General features: G+C 57.2%; 16 protein-coding genes. 7 read left to right on the top strand and 9 right to left on the bottom strand.

Features of this window, described 5'->3' with window-relative positions; all coding sequences use genetic code 11:
- Nucleotides 1–6 precede the first annotated feature (6 nt).
- The 8 genes from RHM56_RS05205 to RHM56_RS05170 form a co-directional block, all read right to left on the bottom strand.
- Entirely contained in the window at nucleotides 7–654 is a 648-nt protein-coding gene (locus RHM56_RS05205; protein ID WP_322239249.1) for an ATP-binding cassette domain-containing protein, read from the bottom strand.
- Entirely contained in the window at nucleotides 651–1,421 is a 771-nt protein-coding gene (locus RHM56_RS05200) for an ABC transporter ATP-binding protein (RefSeq protein ID WP_322239247.1), read from the bottom strand. The genes RHM56_RS05205 and RHM56_RS05200 overlap by 4 nt, the downstream gene beginning before the upstream one ends.
- On the bottom strand, nucleotides 1,418–2,362 hold the full coding sequence (locus RHM56_RS05195; protein ID WP_322239245.1) for a branched-chain amino acid ABC transporter permease: 945 nt from the start codon (nucleotides 2,360–2,362) through the stop codon (nucleotides 1,418–1,420). The genes RHM56_RS05200 and RHM56_RS05195 overlap by 4 nt, the downstream gene beginning before the upstream one ends.
- Nucleotides 2,363–3,262 (bottom strand): branched-chain amino acid ABC transporter permease, encoded by a 900-nt coding sequence (locus RHM56_RS05190; protein ID WP_322239243.1) that lies wholly within the window; start codon nucleotides 3,260–3,262, stop codon nucleotides 2,363–2,365.
- Between the two features lie 202 nt (nucleotides 3,263–3,464).
- Nucleotides 3,465–4,787 (bottom strand): ABC transporter substrate-binding protein, encoded by a 1,323-nt coding sequence (locus tag RHM56_RS05185; protein ID WP_322239241.1) that lies wholly within the window; start codon nucleotides 4,785–4,787, stop codon nucleotides 3,465–3,467.
- Nucleotides 4,788–4,815: 28 nt separating this feature from the next.
- The gene (locus RHM56_RS05180; protein ID WP_322239238.1) at nucleotides 4,816–6,120 is read right to left on the bottom strand and encodes an ABC transporter substrate-binding protein; all 1,305 of its coding nucleotides are present in this window, start codon (nucleotides 6,118–6,120) and stop codon (nucleotides 4,816–4,818) included.
- A 213-nt stretch (nucleotides 6,121–6,333) separates the two neighbouring features.
- Entirely contained in the window at nucleotides 6,334–7,641 is a 1,308-nt protein-coding gene (locus RHM56_RS05175) for a sigma-54 dependent transcriptional regulator (RefSeq protein ID WP_322239236.1), read from the bottom strand.
- 75 nt (nucleotides 7,642–7,716) lie between these two features.
- Nucleotides 7,717–9,438, bottom strand: coding sequence for a sensor histidine kinase (locus RHM56_RS05170; protein WP_322239234.1), 1,722 nt, complete (start codon nucleotides 9,436–9,438; stop codon nucleotides 7,717–7,719).
- 144 nt (nucleotides 9,439–9,582) lie between these two features.
- Here RHM56_RS05170 and RHM56_RS05165 point away from each other — a divergent pair, with 144 nt between their 5' ends.
- The 5 genes from RHM56_RS05165 (at nucleotide 9,583) to RHM56_RS05145 (ending at nucleotide 13,336) form a co-directional block, all read left to right on the top strand.
- Entirely contained in the window at nucleotides 9,583–9,825 is a 243-nt protein-coding gene (locus tag RHM56_RS05165; protein ID WP_322239232.1) for a ParD-like family protein, read from the top strand.
- Nucleotides 9,822–10,613, top strand: a complete 792-nt coding sequence (gene map, locus RHM56_RS05160) for a type I methionyl aminopeptidase (protein ID WP_322239230.1) — start codon at nucleotides 9,822–9,824, stop codon at nucleotides 10,611–10,613. Before RHM56_RS05165 ends, map begins: the two co-directional genes overlap by 4 nt.
- 135 nt (nucleotides 10,614–10,748) lie before the next feature.
- Nucleotides 10,749–11,570, top strand: a complete 822-nt coding sequence (locus tag RHM56_RS05155; protein WP_322239228.1) for an SDR family NAD(P)-dependent oxidoreductase — start codon at nucleotides 10,749–10,751, stop codon at nucleotides 11,568–11,570.
- A 32-nt stretch (nucleotides 11,571–11,602) separates the two neighbouring features.
- Nucleotides 11,603–12,652, top strand: a complete 1,050-nt coding sequence (locus RHM56_RS05150) for an AraC family transcriptional regulator (RefSeq protein WP_322239225.1) — start codon at nucleotides 11,603–11,605, stop codon at nucleotides 12,650–12,652.
- Between the two features lie 18 nt (nucleotides 12,653–12,670).
- Nucleotides 12,671–13,336, top strand: a complete 666-nt coding sequence (locus RHM56_RS05145; RefSeq protein WP_322239223.1) for an NAD-dependent epimerase/dehydratase family protein — start codon at nucleotides 12,671–12,673, stop codon at nucleotides 13,334–13,336.
- Between the two features lie 288 nt (nucleotides 13,337–13,624).
- Here the strand turns inward: RHM56_RS05145 and RHM56_RS05140 are convergent, their stop codons facing one another.
- Nucleotides 13,625–14,602 carry an AraC family transcriptional regulator gene (locus RHM56_RS05140; protein WP_322239221.1) on the bottom strand — a complete coding sequence of 326 codons (978 nt, stop codon included), beginning with the start codon at nucleotides 14,600–14,602 and terminating at the stop codon, nucleotides 13,625–13,627.
- A 459-nt stretch (nucleotides 14,603–15,061) separates the two neighbouring features.
- On the opposite strand from RHM56_RS05140, the gene RHM56_RS05135 reads away from it, so the two are divergent.
- Together RHM56_RS05135 and RHM56_RS05130 are read left to right on the top strand one after the other, a co-directional pair.
- Nucleotides 15,062–15,877 (top strand): P-loop NTPase, encoded by an 816-nt coding sequence (locus RHM56_RS05135; protein ID WP_322239219.1) that lies wholly within the window; start codon nucleotides 15,062–15,064, stop codon nucleotides 15,875–15,877.
- Between the two features lie 178 nt (nucleotides 15,878–16,055).
- Nucleotides 16,056–16,472 carry a hypothetical protein gene (locus RHM56_RS05130; protein ID WP_322239217.1) on the top strand — a complete coding sequence of 139 codons (417 nt, stop codon included), beginning with the start codon at nucleotides 16,056–16,058 and terminating at the stop codon, nucleotides 16,470–16,472.
- Nucleotides 16,473–16,762 lie beyond the last annotated feature (290 nt).

Below are 16,762 nucleotides of genomic sequence, written 5' to 3'. Positions count from 1 at the left end.
GCTCCCCTACCCTGCGGTCACACTGCCGCGCTCGATGCGAAAGAGCGCATCGACCAGATCGGCAGAATGAGTGTCATCGGATTCAGAAATCAGTACGCACAGGCCTTCGCGGCCGAGCTTGGCGATCACTTCGCTGAGGCGCCGGGACAACACCGGCGCCACACCTTCAAAAGGCTCATCGAGCAACAGCAGCTTGTGCCCCGGCATCAACGCCCGCGCCAGCGCCACCAGCTTTTGTTGCCCACCGGACAGTTGCATGGCCTTGCGCTCGCGGAACTGGGCGATTTCCGGGATCAAGCTGTATACCCATTCCAGGCGCCGCTGGCTGTCTTGCAACTTGTTGGCCCAGACCGGCAGCAGGATGTTTTCTTCAACAGTCAGCGCCGGGATCAGTCGACGGTCTTCCGGCAAGTAACTGATACCTGACGAGGCTCGGGTAAAGCCCGCCTGGCTGCGTAAATTCTGACCGGCAAACGTGATAGAGCCCGAATCGGCCTCAAGCAAGCCCATGATGGCGCGAATCAAGGTGGTTTTTCCGGCGCCGTTATGGCCGATCAAGCCGACCATTTGCCCGGCGCCCACTTGCAAAGACACGTCGTGCAAAATCGGCACGCCTTCAATCGATACGTGCAGGTTGCGAATATCCAGACTCATTGCGCTGCCCTCTTGTGAGCGTTTGGCCCGCCCGTCACGAACTCTTGCACGCGGGCGTTGGCCAGCACCGCTTCGGGCGCGCCATCGGCCAATACTTCGCCGCTGTAGAAGGCCAGAATCCGCGACACATAGCGGCGCACCACGTCCATGTCATGTTCCACGAACAACACCGTGACCTGGTGCTGCGCAACCACCCGCATGACGGTGTCCATGAGCGCGGTTTTTTCTTCGGCGCTGACGCCGCTGGTAGGCTCATCGAGCAGCAGCATTTGCGGGTCGCCGATCAACGCCATGGCGATGTCGATCAGTTTGCGCACGCCTTGCGGCACGGCAGTGACTTGGGTGTCGCGCCAGCGGCTGATGTCGAACTCGGCCAGAATCGCATCCGCCTGAGCGATGCGTGACGCGTTGCGCATCGGCGCCAGCAGTGACGGAAACGGGCTCTGTGCGGCGGATACGGCAATCAGCAGGTTGTCCAGCACACTCAACTGCGGGAACAACTGCGCGACCTGGAACGAGCGGGCCATACCCGCCCGGGTGATGGCACGCGGGGTGCGCCCAAGAATCGACTGGCCGTTGAACAGAATCTCGCCACGGCTGGGTTTCAGGTAGCCGGTGACCATGTTGATAAACGTGGTTTTGCCCGCGCCGTTGGAGCCGATCACTCCAACCACTTCGCCTTTGTGGATACGCACGTTGACGTCTTTGGCTGCTGTCACGGCGCCAAACTCTTTGCACAGCCCTTGGGTCTCAAGAATGCAGTTCATGCTTTTGCCCTCCGCGCTTGCCCGGTGAACAGGCTCCACAAACCTTTAGGCAGGAAAACGATGATCGCCAACAGGGTGAACCCCAGAATCATTTGCCAGCTGTGCGGCACCAGTTCGATGGCGTAGGTGCGCACTACGGCAAACAGGATGGCCGCGATAAACGGCGCGGCGACGTGTGCCGTGCCGCCCAGCAACGCGATGAACACGAACTCGCCGGAGGTGATCCAGTAAGCCATTTCCGGGTCGATGTGCCCGGCCGACAAGGCCATGAAACCACCACCCAACGCCGACACGGCAGCCGCCGCCACGTAGTTCATGTACAGCACCCAACGCGGCGACTGGCCGAGGTATTCGACCCGCACTTCGTTTTCACGGATGGCCTCGCACATCATCCCTGCGCTGCTGCGGCTGTAGCGATGCAGCAACACCGCCAGCAGCCCCGAGCAGGCAACGATGATGATGAACAGCGCCAGCGGCGCCTGGCCCGAAGCGGGTGTCCAGCCGAACAGGGTCCAGGCTTTGACGTTAAAGCCGTCGGTGCTGCCCAGCGCCGAACTTTTGACCAGCACGCCGTACAGAATCATCGAGAACGCCAGCGACAGCATGGCAAAGAAGATCTCGCGGTAGCGGGTCATCAGCAGCCCCAGCAACATGGCCAGCAGCACTGCCGCACCTACCCCGATCAGCAGCAACAGGGCCAGGTCGGTGATGTCCAGAAAGTGCCCGCTCATGCCCACGGCGTAACCGCCCACGCAGAAGAACAAGCCTTGGCCAAAGGTCACCAAGCCGGCGCGCATTTGCATCACCACGCCTTGCACCACCATGGCCTTGGCCAAGGCCATGGTCAGCAAAAACACCAGCCATTGCGGGGCAATCACGCCGCCTGCGGCCAGCAGCACGGCAACGCCGAGCAGAATCAATTCGGTTTTACTCAGGCGCATTTAGATTTTCCTCGCCAGTACACGGCCGAACAGCCCTTGGGGACGCACGGCCAACACCAGCGCCATCACCCCGTAGATCACAAAGAGTTCGAACTCCGGCGCGTAATGCACGGCCGCGGCGCGGCTCAAGCCCACCAGCAAGGCGCCAACTGCCGCGCCTTCGATGCTGCCCATGCCGCCAATCACCACCACGGCAAACGCCAGCACAATCACCTCAACGCCCATGCCTGGCACCACCGAGATCGCCGGTGCAGTCAGGGCACCCGCCAATGTGCCGAGCATGGTGCCCAGCACAAAGACCAGGGTGAACATGCGCCGCACATTGACGCCCATGGCCATGGCCACTTCGCGGTCGTGGATCACGGCGCGCAGCACCTTGCCCTGGTGCGTGCGCTCCAGCCATAACCACAGGCCCAGCCCCAGCACGAGAGAGACGCCGACCAGCATCAGGTCGTAATTCGAGACCTTGAGCCCGGCCAGCGCGCTGCGGCCCATTTCGGCATATGGCTGATAGGCGAAGTACGGGTTCACGCCCCAGATCATTTTCATGGTGTCTTCGAGGATCAGCAGCAGCGCGTAGGTGATGATCACCATCAGCACTTCGTCGCGGCCGTACATGAAGCGCAGCAAGCCCCGCTCGATGATCAGCCCGACAATCAGGCCGGCGACCAGCGCGCAGCCGAGCATCAGCAGATACCCGGCCCAGACCGGGCCAACCCCGTTATTGAAATACCAGCCCACCAGTGACGCAGCGGCGTAGGCACCGATGGCATAAAAGCTGCCGTGGGCCATGTTCAGGATGCGCATCACCCCGTAGATCACTGTGAGCCCGGCCGCGACCAGAAACAGCCACGAGGCATAGATGGTGCCGTCAATCAGCACCGCGAAAAGACTCATCATTGAGGTCCTACCTGGATAAAAAACATAGGTTGCGCGCACGCACATTTCGTAGCAGTTGCCGCAGGCTACGTCCGATTGCGAAGCGATCGTAAAGTCAGAATCCCTGAATGAACTGACACACCGCAGTGCCTGACTTTACGTCTGCTACGCAGACGGACGCAGCCTCGCAGGCTCGACAGCTGCTACGAGTTTCGGACCCGGATCAGTTGCACTGCGCGCCGGGGAACCCGGCTTTGATCCACTCCAGCGCGGTGGTGCCGTCAGGCGGGGTCACGCACTCACCCGAAAAGGCGATGACGTTTTGCACGCCGCCTTTTTTGCTTGCCGGGTCGTATTGGTACTCGCCGTAGGCAATGCCTTGCATGGCTTGATGGCCATCGGCTCGGGCCATTTGCACGGTGCCGGACACCGACTCAAAGGTCGCGCCTTTAAAGGCCTTGGCGATTTCCAGCGGCGCCGGGATCTTGCCCGATTCAACCTTGGCGTTTTCCGCAGCGTGCTTGAGGCCGAGAATGGCCTGGGCCATTTTGCTTGCCGGGTACGTCGGCGCAGTCTTGTAGGCGGTCTGGTAGTTGTCTTTGAACCAACGGTTGAGCGCGTTATCCGGGGCAAACGCGCCGAACGGGCCACGGCCACCGATGATCATGCCGTTGGGTGCCTGGTCCTTGTAGCGATCGATGGCCGATTCGCCGCAGGTCAGCACAGCGGTAGCGTCTTCCAGCAGACCGCGCGCGTTGGCTTGCAGCACCAGGGCTTCCATGTCGCCGCCCCAGAAGCTGGAGTGAATGATGTCCGGGCGCTTGACCGAGATCGCGGAAATTTCAGCGCCGTACTGGCCCTGGAACACTTTGGGCATTTGCGATTCAACCACTTTGGCCTTGGGCATCAGTTGCTCCATGGAGTGGGTGAAGTCGTTCCAGCTGTCCTGACCCCAGGCGTAGTTCTGCTGAATGCCAGCGACTTTCTGTGCGTCCGGGCGCACCTTGCTCAGATAGCGAGCAGCACCAATGTTGTCCACCGCCGCATCAAGGCTGGTACGGAATACGTACTGCGGGGTTTTGTCTTCTTTGAACAATTGCGAGGTGCCGCAATCGTAGAACACAGTCATCGCGCCCAGCTCTTCGGCCACCGGCGCAATGGCCAGGCAGTCACCGGACGAAATGTAGCCAACCACAGCATCGACTTTCTGGCGCTGCACCAGATTGCGGAACTCCTCGACCTGCTTCGCCGCACCGCCCGCCTCATCGATGATCACCACTTCGATCTCGGCACCATTGATGCCGATTTTGTCGTAAGGCGCGGGCAACTGGCCCTTGTTCAGCCCTTCGACCAGCACCTTGGCGGCATTCGCCGAAGGTTCGCCAAACGGACCGGCGGCCGGGCCCGAAAGGAAGGTCACGACGCCAATCCGGAACTTGCCGTTTTCGGCGGCCTGCACCCCGGCGCTTAACGACAGGGCCAGCCCGGCAGCCGTGATGGCAAAGGCCAAAGGGTGTTTCAACATGTTTTTCTTGGAATTATTCATGCTTGAGTCTCTGTGGGTAAACGAGCGGTTAAGGCTCGGCAACGGGTTTTCGTGCGGCCAGACGCCGCTTTAGCGTGGCGCTATCGAGCTGTAGCTCTTGCGCCGAATACACCGACCAGTCCCCCAGCATCAGTTGGGCAGGCGGGTAATCGGTATTGCTGACCGGCGTGCCAATGGCCTGGCTTTGCTGGATTTGATGGGTCACTGGATCGATGCGCGAAAAGGTCCCGGGCGGGTCTTCGGGCAAGGCGATTTCCAGGCCTTCGAGTGCGTGGATCAGGGACTGGCTGTCGGTCGCGCCGCCGGTTTGTTCATAGGCTTTGGCCATCACCATGATGCCGGTGTAGGCGCCCTGTGCGGCGTAGGTCGGGTAGCGCCCGCTCAACTGGTGAAAACGCTCGACAAACGAACGATTGCGCTCGGTGTCCGGCCAGTTGTTGTGGTGGCGTGCAGAGAGGATCAAGCCAGCAGGCGCCTTGTTGCCCAGCGACACCAGAAAGTCGTAATTGGCCCCGGTGTCGAAGTTCGCCAGACGCGAGGTTTCCAGCAGGCGGCTACCGGCGGCCTGTTTGACGAAGGCATGGAAATCACCGCCCCAGATCGCTGACACGATGATGTCGGGCTTGGCCTGCTCCAGCGCGGTGATATAGGGCGAGTAATCCGGCTCGTACAAGCGCGGCCACAGTTCAATGACGTCTTCGAACTTCACGCCCAATTGGTTCAGCGCTTCGTGCAAATCATCGCGCGACACGTGGCCGTACTCGTAATCGGGGCCAATGAACGCCAGGCGTTTCCAGCCGGTTTTTTTCTGCAACGCTTGCAGGTAACGCGCACCGGCGGCCATGGAGGTCCAGGTGTCGTTGGTGACCCGAAAATAGTAAGGATGGCCGTTTTCCAGGGTCATGCGTGACGAGGCGTGGTCGGTGCCGATCATCAGCACTTTCTCTTGGCGGGCCAGTTGGCTCACGGCCAGCGCGACCCCGGACGAGACCATGCCACACAGCACTTGCACACCGTCCTTGTGGATATAGCTCTTGGCCAGACTGACGCCGTACGAAGCTTTGGACTGGTCGTCATCAACGATCACCCGCAAGCGCGGCACCGGCTCACCGGCCACACGACGGGCTTGTAATTCATTGAGTGCGACTTGAATGCCGAGGATGCTGTCGTGCCCGTAGATGGCTGCGCGCTCGGTCATCGGGTACAGGCACCCCATGGTCAGATCGGCTTCTGACGCAGGCACGCCCAGTTCCAGGCGGCCGACTTCGGCGCTGGAGAAGGTGCTGACGAGCAGACTGCTCAGAGTCAGGAGGTAATGGGCCCATAAACGCATCGGGTGCATAAATTCCTTTAGGGCGTTGAAAACGCCTCTTGTTGGAGTGCGGGAAAGGACAGAGCAAGCGCTGTGCCAAGGTGAACAACATGTAGGCGCGAGCTTGCCTCGCGATCTTTTAAAGGGTCAAAAGATCGCGAGGCAAGCTTGCTCCTACAGGATTTGCGGGCGCGTTGAGCGGTTTGCGCTCAACGTGCGCGCGGCGATGAGCGGTTATCGCTCAATACCCAGGCGTTGCAGGCGGCGTTTGAGCGCATGCCGGGAGATGCCGAGCAATTGCGCGGCCAGCCCTTTGTGGCCCGCCGAGCGGGTGAGCGCGTCGGTCACCAGGTCACGCTCGGCACGTTCAAGTTGATCGCCCAACACCAGGGCAGGCTCCGATTCAGACCCTTGCAGATGCGCGGGCAACATCGCTGCGCTGATGCCTTGCCCCGGCGACAGGATGGTCAGGCGCTCGACCAGGTTTTTCAGCTCGCGCACGTTGCCGGGCCAGCGATGACGACGCAGGGCCGCCACACAATCGGGCAAGAACTGGATCGGGCTAGCCCCCTCTTCCACCGCCTGACGCTGGGCAAAATACTGCGCCAGCAACCGCCAATCATCGCCGCGCTCGCGCAACGCCGGGATGTCGACGGTGATGACGTTCAGGCGGTAAAACAGGTCTTCGCGAAACCGCCCCAGACGCACATCGTCCGCCAGATCTCGGTTGGTCGCGGCCACCACCCGCACGTCAGCGCTGCTGGCCTGACTGGCGCCCACGGCGCGGTAGCTGCCGTTCTCCAAAAAGTGCAACAGCTTGGCTTGCAGGCTGAGCGGCAACTCGCCAATTTCGTCGAGGAACAAGGTGCCGCCGTTGGCCTGGCTGACCAATCCGGCGCGTCTCTGATGAGCGCCGGTGTAGGCGCCTTTCTCGGAGCCGAACAGTTCAGCTTCAATCAGTTGCTCGGGCAAGGCCGCGCAGTTGACTTCTATAAAGGCGCTGGCGGCCCGCGAGCTGTGGCTGTGCAGGGCCTGGGCCACCAAGGTTTTGCCGGTGCCGGATTCGCCCAGTAATAGAATCCGCGTCGCTGAACTGTGGGCAATCCGTTGCACCGCGGCCTGCAACGCGCTCATGGCTGCACTTTGTCCTTGCAGCCCCGCGACCGTAGACGCAGGCGCATCAAAGGCCAGGGTGCTGCTGATGGTCGCCAGCAAGTCATCCAGCTCAAAGGGTTTGGTCAGGTAGTCGGTGGCACCGCCCTTGACCGCCTGCACGGCGGCCCGCGTGTCGCCATGGGCCGAAATCATGATCACCGGCAGGTGCGGGCTGCGCTGGCGCAACCCCTCCAGCGTGGCCATGCCATCAATGCCCGGCAGGCCCAGGTCGAGCAACACGATGTCTATATCATCCAGCGCCTGTTTCAGCGCGGCTTCGCCACTGTTGGCCGTGCTGATGCGCATGCCCTCCCCTCGCAGTGCATAACTGAGCGAGCGCACCAGCGCTTCTTCATCATCGACGATTAACACGTGAACATCGGACATCTGCGACTCACTTGAACGGATTCAGAGGGGGCGGTTTCAATCGCTGGCAAGCCAGCGTCTACACGGTGTGTGCCATTACAAAAACCGGGTGAACGCGGGAAAATCCAGCGTCACGTGTGTGCCTTCACCCAACACGCTGACGATTTGCATCCGCGCACCATTGGCCTCCAGCAGTTGCTGGCAAATGCTTAAACCCAGGCCGGTTCCTCGCGGTTTCAAGGTGAAGAATGGCTGGCGCACCTGCTGCAAGTGCTCGGCAGAAATCCCGCAGCCCTGATCAACCACCAAAATCCGCACACGTCCTTGCCCAGTCTCGGCACACAGCCGTACAACCGCGCCGTCCGGGCTGGCTTGCACAGCATTCAGACACAGGTTGAGCAACACCTGCTGGGCCTGATCCGGGTCGACAAAGATCTGCAAATCGCCTGGCGCTTCGCACACCAATTCGATACTGCGCGCGTGCAGTTGCGGGGCAACCATCGCGCCGGTGTGTGCGAACAGTTGCGCCACCGACACTACGCACGGCTTGGGTGGATGCGGGCGGCCGTACTCCAGCAAGTCATTGGTGACGCGGGACAAGCGATCGATTTCCTTGACCAGATCACTCAGCAGTTGCCGACGCTCGGGCTCTTGCTCGCGGCGCAACAGAGCTTGCACAGTGGTTTTCATCGTCGCCAGCGGATTGCGAACTTCATGCGCCACGCCGGTGGCAAAAGTACCCAGTACGGCGAGGTTTTCGGTGCGCACGGTCTGGTCCATGACCTGCGCCAGACGCTCGGCCATCACGTTGAAGGCGCGGGCCACATGGCCGATTTCGTCGTCTTGCGGCTGTTGCGCCAAGCGATAGCTCAAGTCGCCCATGGACAGTTGATGAGCGCCTTGCAGCAGCGTGCTGACCCGCGAGCGCAACTGGCGCGACAGGGTAAAAAACACGATGAGGATAAACCCGATAAAACCCGCCGCGACCCAGTACAACCACCAGCGGGCATCGTTCAGCGGTTTGAGGATGGCTCCCGGTTCTACACTGAAAACCAACTGCCAGCCCGGCAAAATCATCGGCCCTTCGTGCCATTGCCCCGGCGCCTTGACCGGGCGCCCGGTGGGGTCGACAAATGCGCCTCCAGGCACTCGCAACAGGGGCACAACCACGCCGCTCATGCCCGCGCTGACCAACAACTCGGTCAAGGACGCCAAGCGCAAATGCAGGGCAATACGCACGCGCTGGTTGGTGCGGCCCACACGGATGCTCTTGCGGATCAGAAAGCTGCCGGAGCCTCCCGCTTTAGGCAGCAACGGCCCAATCACTTCAACATCGCCCACCCATTGCACCGGCAAACCGGCGATGGACCAATGCTCGCTGCCCCAGTACGGCTCGCCGGAAGCCGACTGGCCCGGCAGCACTTTGATCAGACGATCTCGCTCGTCAAAAAACAGCACGCCATACATAAAGGGCAAGTCGCCCTCAAGCTTGAGCAGCGAGTCCACGTCACTGATGAGCCGCGATTGGTCGACGATAAATTCCGGCATGTTGGGGTGATTCGACAAGGCTGAGAGTTGATAAAACCGATCATCGAGAAAGGACGACAAGCGGTTGGCGGTCGACAGCGCCTGCGCGTCCAGCCGCTCGCCGGTCAGCCGGTTGAGCAAGTCTTTGGCCAGTTGCTCGTAGAAAATCGCCAGGGTAATCAGCGCCACGCTCATCACCACAACGGACAGCAAGGTATAGCGCGCCACCAGGCTGCGGTGCGGCCGGGCAAGCCATTGCAACAACACATGGAAGGGAGAGTCGGGGTTCATGGCGTTCTTGATTGTTTTTGTAATGGCGCCAGCATAGGGACCGACCCTCGGGCCTGTCCATGGCTGTGTGTTGCACACCGGGCCGCGCATCGCCTAATATACGTTTCGCTTACATTTCATACATATCACACAGTGGACGATTGCATGGGCATCGTAAAAATCTCGGAACATATGCACGAAAACCTGCGCGTCGCCAGCAACGCCCTGAGCCGCTCAATCAACGCTCAAGCCGAACACTGGATGCGCATCGGAATGCTGACCGAGTTGCACCCGAACCTGAACCATAACGACATCTGCCGTTTGTTGGTACGCGCCGAACTGGCCGGGGACTTTGACTTGACCCGGCTGTGTCAGCTTGAAGGCACGACTGCGCAGGCCAACCAATGAGAGCCCATGTCGTTATCAACACCCCGGCGCAGATTGCCCAGTCCAAAGTAGCGGGCAAACTGGCGGCCGAAGTGCTGGCCATGATCACGCCGCACGTCAAGGCCGGGGTCACTACCGATCAGCTCGATCAGATCTGCCACGACTACATCGTCAACGTGCAAAAAGCCATTCCCGGCAACGTCGGTTATCACGGTTTTCCGAAGACCGTGTGCACCTCGGTCAATGAAGTGGTCTGCCATGGCATTCCGTCGGGCCGAGTGCTGCACGATGGCGACATCGTGAACATCGACATCGCCGTGATCAAGGATGGCTGGTACGGCGACACCAGTCGCATGTACTACGTGGGTGAACCCAGCCCACAAGCCCGGCACTTGGTCAAAACCACCTATGAGGCCATGTGCGCCGGCATCCGCAAGGTGCGCCCCGGCGCGACGCTGGGCGATATTGGTCATGCCATACAAACAGTGGCGGAGAAAGAAGGTTTCAGCGTGGTGCGCGAGTATTGCGGACACGGCATCGGCAAGGTCTATCACGACGAACCGCAAGTGCTGCACTACGGTTTTCCGGGCCAGGGCATGAAGCTGAAAACCGGCATGATTTTCACCATCGAGCCGATGCTCAACGCGGGCAAGCGCCACGTAAAAACCCTCGCCGATCAGTGGACCGTGGTCACCAAAGACCTGTCGCTGTCAGCCCAGTGGGAACACATGGTCGCCGTGACCGACGACGGTTTTGAGGTCCTGAGCCCTTGGCCAGACACGCTTGAAGAGTTCCCTGCGATCACCTGAGCCACTGCAACAATGGCGCCTTTTGCAAGCCACTTGGCGCCTTATTGCTAGTGTGTCTCAAAGACCCGTCGACCATTATTCATCTCAGGGCGCTGAAGCAGGTGCTTCAGCGGTTTCAGACGAATAGGTGTTCGAATGTCCAAGATCTGGTTTATCACTGGCAGTTCCCGTGGCCTCGGCCGCTCTATTACCCTGGCCGCCCTGCGCGCCGGAGACCGTGTGGTTGCCACCGCTCGCAAACCACAGCAACTGGATGATCTGGTGGCCGAGTTTGGCGATGCGATTTATCCACTGGCGCTGGACGTGACTCTCGACGACCAAGTCGTGCAGGCAGTTGATGCTGCGGTGAAGCATTTCGGTCGCCTCGATGTGGTGGTCAATAACGCGGGCTATGGTGATCTGGCCTCGATCGAAGATGTGACTCTGGAAGATTTCAAGGCGCAAATCGACACCAACTTCTATGGTGTGGTGTACGTGAGCAAAGCCGTGGTGCCAGTGCTTCGCGCTCAAGGCAGCGGTCATATTTTCCAGGTCTCGTCACTGGGTGGACGCATTGGCATGCCAGGATTAGGGGCATACCAGAGTGCTAAGTGGGCGGTAGGCGGTTTTTCAACCGTGCTGGCACAAGAAGTCGCGCCCTTTGGGATCAAGGTGACCGTGCTCGAACCGGGCGGCATGCAGACCGACTGGTCGGGGCCTTCGATGACCATCGCGCCTATCAGTGAGCCTTACCAGCAAACGGTCGGCGCGCTGCTTGAGTTGCTCAACTCGCCCGGCATCTTGCCGACCCGCCCTGATCGTGTCGCCGAGATTGTGCTGGAACTGGCCCTGAGTGATGACGCCCCTCTGCGCTTGCTGATCGGCAGCGACGCAGCGCAGTACGCTGCCAAGGCGGCGAGCGATTTGGCCGAGTCGGATAAAAAGTGGCACGACCTCAGCGTGTCAGCGTCCAACTGATTCAACGTACTGACTGCCCATAAGGAGCCTGCATGTCTGACGCAAACCGCCCCATTACCTCGCGTTTCAACGTGCCCGATGCCCTGTGGCAAGGCCTGAAACAGATTGGGCTTGAGCCCTCGGTGGTCTTGCGTCAGGCGCGTCTGCCCGTGACCCTGTGCATTCGCGAACTGCGTGATCGGCGCCAGGTGAGCACCGAAGAGTTCTTCCGCCTGTGGGAGGCCGTACGTGTGCTTAACCCGGATCCGGCGGCGGCTATTTTGCTGGTGACTCAACTCGATGTCGCCACGCTCCCGCCTTCCAGTTTTTCCGCCTTTATCGCCCGTGATTATCGTGATGGCCTGCACCGTCTTGCTCGCTTCAAACAACTGTGCACGCCCGAACGCTTGCTGGTCAGCGAAGACGACCACACCTGCACGATCTCGATTGACTGGCTGCACACCCCGCAACTGCCACCCAACCTGCTGATTGATGCGGCATTTGCCACGTTCGTTGAATTGGGGCGACGAGGTTCGCGCGCACACATCACGCCGCGCAAAGTCGAACTCGCGCGCCCCGACGATGGGAGTCGCGCACTGGCCGAGTATTTCGGCTGCCCCGTGCGCTATGGCGCCGAACGCAATGCGTTGCTGTTGGACGTGGCCGATCTGGACCGCCCTTTTTCGGGCCATAACCCTGAACTGCTGGACATGCTCAACCCGGCGCTGGCGGCTGCACTGGCGCAAGCCACGGCATCGGCCAGTGTCAGCCGTCAGGTCAAAATTGCCCTCAAACGCACCCTGGCTAGCGGCCGTCCAGAGATCGTCGAAGTGGCGCGCGAGCTGGGCATGAGCGAGCGCACGTTGCAGAGGCGCATTACCGAAGAAGGCACCAGTTTTCGGCAACTGATGCTAGAGACTCGGCAAGAGGTGGTGCGCCACCTGCTCAGCGAGCCCTCTATCGAAATCGACGAAATCGCCTGCCTGCTAGGCTACGAAGACACCAACTCGTTTTATCGGGCGTTTCGTTCATGGGAAGGCACGACCCCAGCACGCTGGCGGGCCTTGCAAGTGCAGCAACCCGCCTCGCCTTCAACCCATTAAACCTGTCGAGCTATTGCCATGAGAATTTTGATCTTCGGCGCCACCGGCATGGTGGGCCAAGGCGTACTGCGCGAAGCGCTGGGCGCTGATGATGTGAGCCATGTTCTGAGTATTGGCCGCTCAACCAACGACGCCAGCCACCCCAAACTGCGCACACTGATGCATACCGACCTGCTCGACTACACAACCATTGAAGAACAACTGACGGGCTTTGACGCCTGTTTTTTCTGCCTCGGTGCGTCTGCGATGGGCATGGACGAAGCGAGGTATACACACATCAACCATGACATTGCGCTGACAGCAGGCCGCGTCCTGTCACGCCTTAATCCTCAATTGACGTTTACCTATGTCTCCGGGGCTGGCACGGGTAGCCAGTCCGCCATGTGGGCGCGGGTTAAACGGCGTACTGAAAACGATCTGCTGGCGTTGCCGTTCAAGGCGGCCTACATGTTTCGCCCGGGGGTGATCCAACCACTGCATGGAGCGCGTTCGAAGACGCCGATGTATAACGCGTTTTATGTGCTGACTTCGCCCTTGCTGTCTCTGGCGCGCAGGCTGCTGCCCCAGTACGTGCTGTCGACTGAAGAGATTGGCTTGGCGATGCTAGAAGTGGCTCGTCATGGCGCGCTAAAAAAAGTACTGGAGACCGCTGATATTAGGGCGCTGGTGAAACAGCCTCTGTAGGAATTGCCTGAGACTGCGATCTTTAACGCTCACAAGATCGCAGCCTGCGGGGGTTTTCATGGTGTGCCCGGTTTGCTCAAGAAGGATTTTTGACACGACGGGCCCGACTTCAGTCGGGTGGATGATGGCGCAACAACTAGAGAAATAGAACAGACTGATCTGAGCAAGAAGTATCTAGTTGTTATTTTGTTATAACCAATTCATGGAAGCTCTAGCCCTCCTTCGGGTCCAAGGCGATGGCCGCGCGTAGTGGCTGCATAGCAACCGGATCGACCATGACACTATCAATCACTCTATTTGCTCACGATAACTTTGAGGCGTCATACCAAACCAGCGCAGCGAGGCTTTATGAAAGCTGCTTCTCTCACAAAAACCTAACGTCGCGCAGATGTACTTCAAGTTATAGATCGAGTTTCTGAGCAAATGATGAGCCAGTTCTTTACGCGTTTCCTCAAAAACAGCTGTAAAACTCAGGCCTTCACTTTGCAATGAATATTGCAAGGTTCTTGAGCTGATCTTAAGCAGTTTTGCCGTGGATTGAAGTGTCGGAATACACCCTGTCGACAACTCGTCAGCGACTGTTTTTTTCACCTTGGCAGACATCAGACCATTCACTGTTTTTTGCAACTGAACCTTAAGCAACTCAGTGTGAATGCTATCGAGCTTAGAAGAAGCCGAAATCAAGGGATAGTTATAAATTTCTTTTGCAAAAAACAAACTATTCGACTCTGAAGAAAACTTAATATCTTCACCAAAAACCTCCTTCAAGGACCCTAATCCTGCGGGCTCTGGGTATACAAACTCAGCGGCCAAAGGTTTTATATCTTGATGAGGAACCAGCCATCTCATGAGCCCCAGAATGACGGCCGCACCTGAGTCAATAAAGGCTCGCGGTGCTTTGTAACCGATCTCAAACCCTATCAACTTAAAGCGTTCTTTTTGAAACTCAACCTTCAAAAAAGAGCCATTACTGATCAGAGGATGGTAGGTAACAACTCGCTCCAATGCTTGACCCAGCGTTGCACACGACATGACGGCATACCCTAAAATCCCCAGCATAGCGGGGTGTGTATTGTGATAAGCCTTTAACCCGAGGTCAGGATCGCCAGAGCTTATAGTCAAGCTGGCAAGCCACTCATAAACCAGGAGTATATCGATATACTCATCACACTCTAAAAACAAAATATTAAACTTACCGCCATTAAAGTTTTTGTAACCCAACGCACTATCAAGCAACTGCACGTATGACTTGCTAATGTTAAACATCTACTACTCATCCATGGCATTGGATCAAATCGGCTCACAAAGAAGCGAGTTTGGATACTTATAAAATCTTTAATGACTTCTCACATCAACGTCAATCCGCATGGCGCAACTGAACACTAAGTTCGCGCCAGAGGACACTTACCGCTGCGCCAGCTATGTGCAAATATATTCCGGCCAAACTAGACAATCCCTTTTGAAAAGTCCCCCAAATATTATGACTAGCTTTAAAAAAAAACGAGGTTGGGTGTGGGCCTTTAAGAAAGTAAGGTCTTATCACTGCTCACTGCCTACAGCTATATTCCGAGCGACCGCCTTCTCTCTCAAAGGTGACACTGGGATTTTCGGGCCAAGAAACAGACTCGAAAAATTCAGAATACGAAAATAAACGTGCAACATCCCTGACATTTTCAATCTTGCTGTGTTATTTAACACAAAAACAACTAAAACGGCACAGCATTAATGAATTCAATAAAACCCCCTCAGGTAATAGTTATCGCCAGCGGCAAAGGGGGGACAGGAAAAAGCACATTATCAATCAACCTTTCAATGGCGTTAACAGAGCTTGGAAAAAGAGTCACCCTCTTAGATGCCAACCTGGAGCTTCCCAGCATTGCAACGCTTTTAAATATCTCACCCACTTACACACTAACTGATCTAATTGAAGGCCGTTGTTCAATACATGAAGTTATTCATTGCGGACCGCGGGGCATCAATTTTATTCTCGGTAGCACGCTACCAAAACCGATAACAAACCTTGGGCCCGCTCATCACTTCGGCATCGTCAACGCCTTTAATGCTATTGCAGAAGAGATGGACATTCTTATTGTTGACACCGCGCCAGGCATTAACAAATCAGTCTTCAACTTTATCAGAGCATCGCAAGACATCTTACTGGTCACCCGTAGCGAACCCACGGCCATCGCCAGTACCAACGCACTTCTAAATGCACTGCACCTGGACTACAACCTGCAAAATTTCAAAATACTCGTCAATATGACGTCAAACAGATACGAAGGCAGGGCCGTCTTCGAAAAACTGTTAAAAATGAACATGCACATGACTGATTTATTTTTAAACTATGCAGGCTACGTACTTGAAAGCACATCAGCGCGCAGTGCGGCCATCAAAGGCCAGGCACTCTTTAGCCTGTATCCAAAATCAGAATTCGCACAAGACATAAGAAGGTTGGCACTCACAATTAATAGATGGCCTATACGCAACACCCCTACAGGTGACATTGAATTCTTTGTGGAGAGCCTCATCAGAAATACTTGATGCCGTCCCAACAGAACTTCGACGCCCCCTACAAAAAAAAACAACTCGATAATACCCGATAAAAAATGTAATGCCCGTCTGCAAACGACCCACGGCCGAAGATAAAACGACTCTCCCTATTGGAATACATGCCAAAAAACGCGCTATAAAACATACGCACCTACAAGGTTAAACCAACATGCCATGGACGTTCAAAGACCGCTTCAAGCCCAGTAGATCGATTACCATCAATGATGATTTTCCTCAGCTACTGGCACTATTAGAGGAAACCTTTCAAGACTTTCGGGACTACAACAGCCTGGACGCTGTTGCACAGACCAAACGTGTGCTGGAAAACGGCAGAACATTTGCCAAAGTTATTTTTATCCACACACAAATCAGCTATTGCCTGGGCACACGTGACTGCCAAGAAGACTTTTACTACGATTTTTATTGCAATACAGTCAGGAAATATTTTATTGACGTTCACCCCATGTTCGCCATGAAAAAATACGCTGAATTTATTGCATTTATTAAAAGTGAAACTGAATCGATTGAAGTTGAAATGCCCGCTTTACTGAAAAAGAATATTGATAAGTACACGGATGATACTTAAACAACCCCGCATCCATTGGACCACCGGATTCACCCAGTACTCGCCATCGAGTACGGCTTTGAAGCGCTGGGCATTGATGCCGCGCTCGGCGACGGATTTATTCGGGTAAATATGACGATCTGTGTGCGCAGAAGTAGCCTGCCAGGGGCTTGGTCTTGTTGAGGGTGCTGACCAGACTGACGCTTTCCCAACTGCCACTGCGTGTGGTTTTGCCGCTGCTGCGCATGTCACTGGCTTTGCCTCGGATCACTAGGCTCTGTACGAAATGTTTTCGAGCGAAGCTTAGGCAA

The organism is Pseudomonas sp. CCC3.1, from assembly GCF_034347405.1.
In the GTDB taxonomy this organism is placed as follows: Bacteria; Pseudomonadota; Gammaproteobacteria; order Pseudomonadales; family Pseudomonadaceae; genus Aquipseudomonas.
The sequence above is the reverse complement of the archived record's forward strand: the minus strand, read 5'-3'. Positions and strand labels throughout refer to the sequence as shown.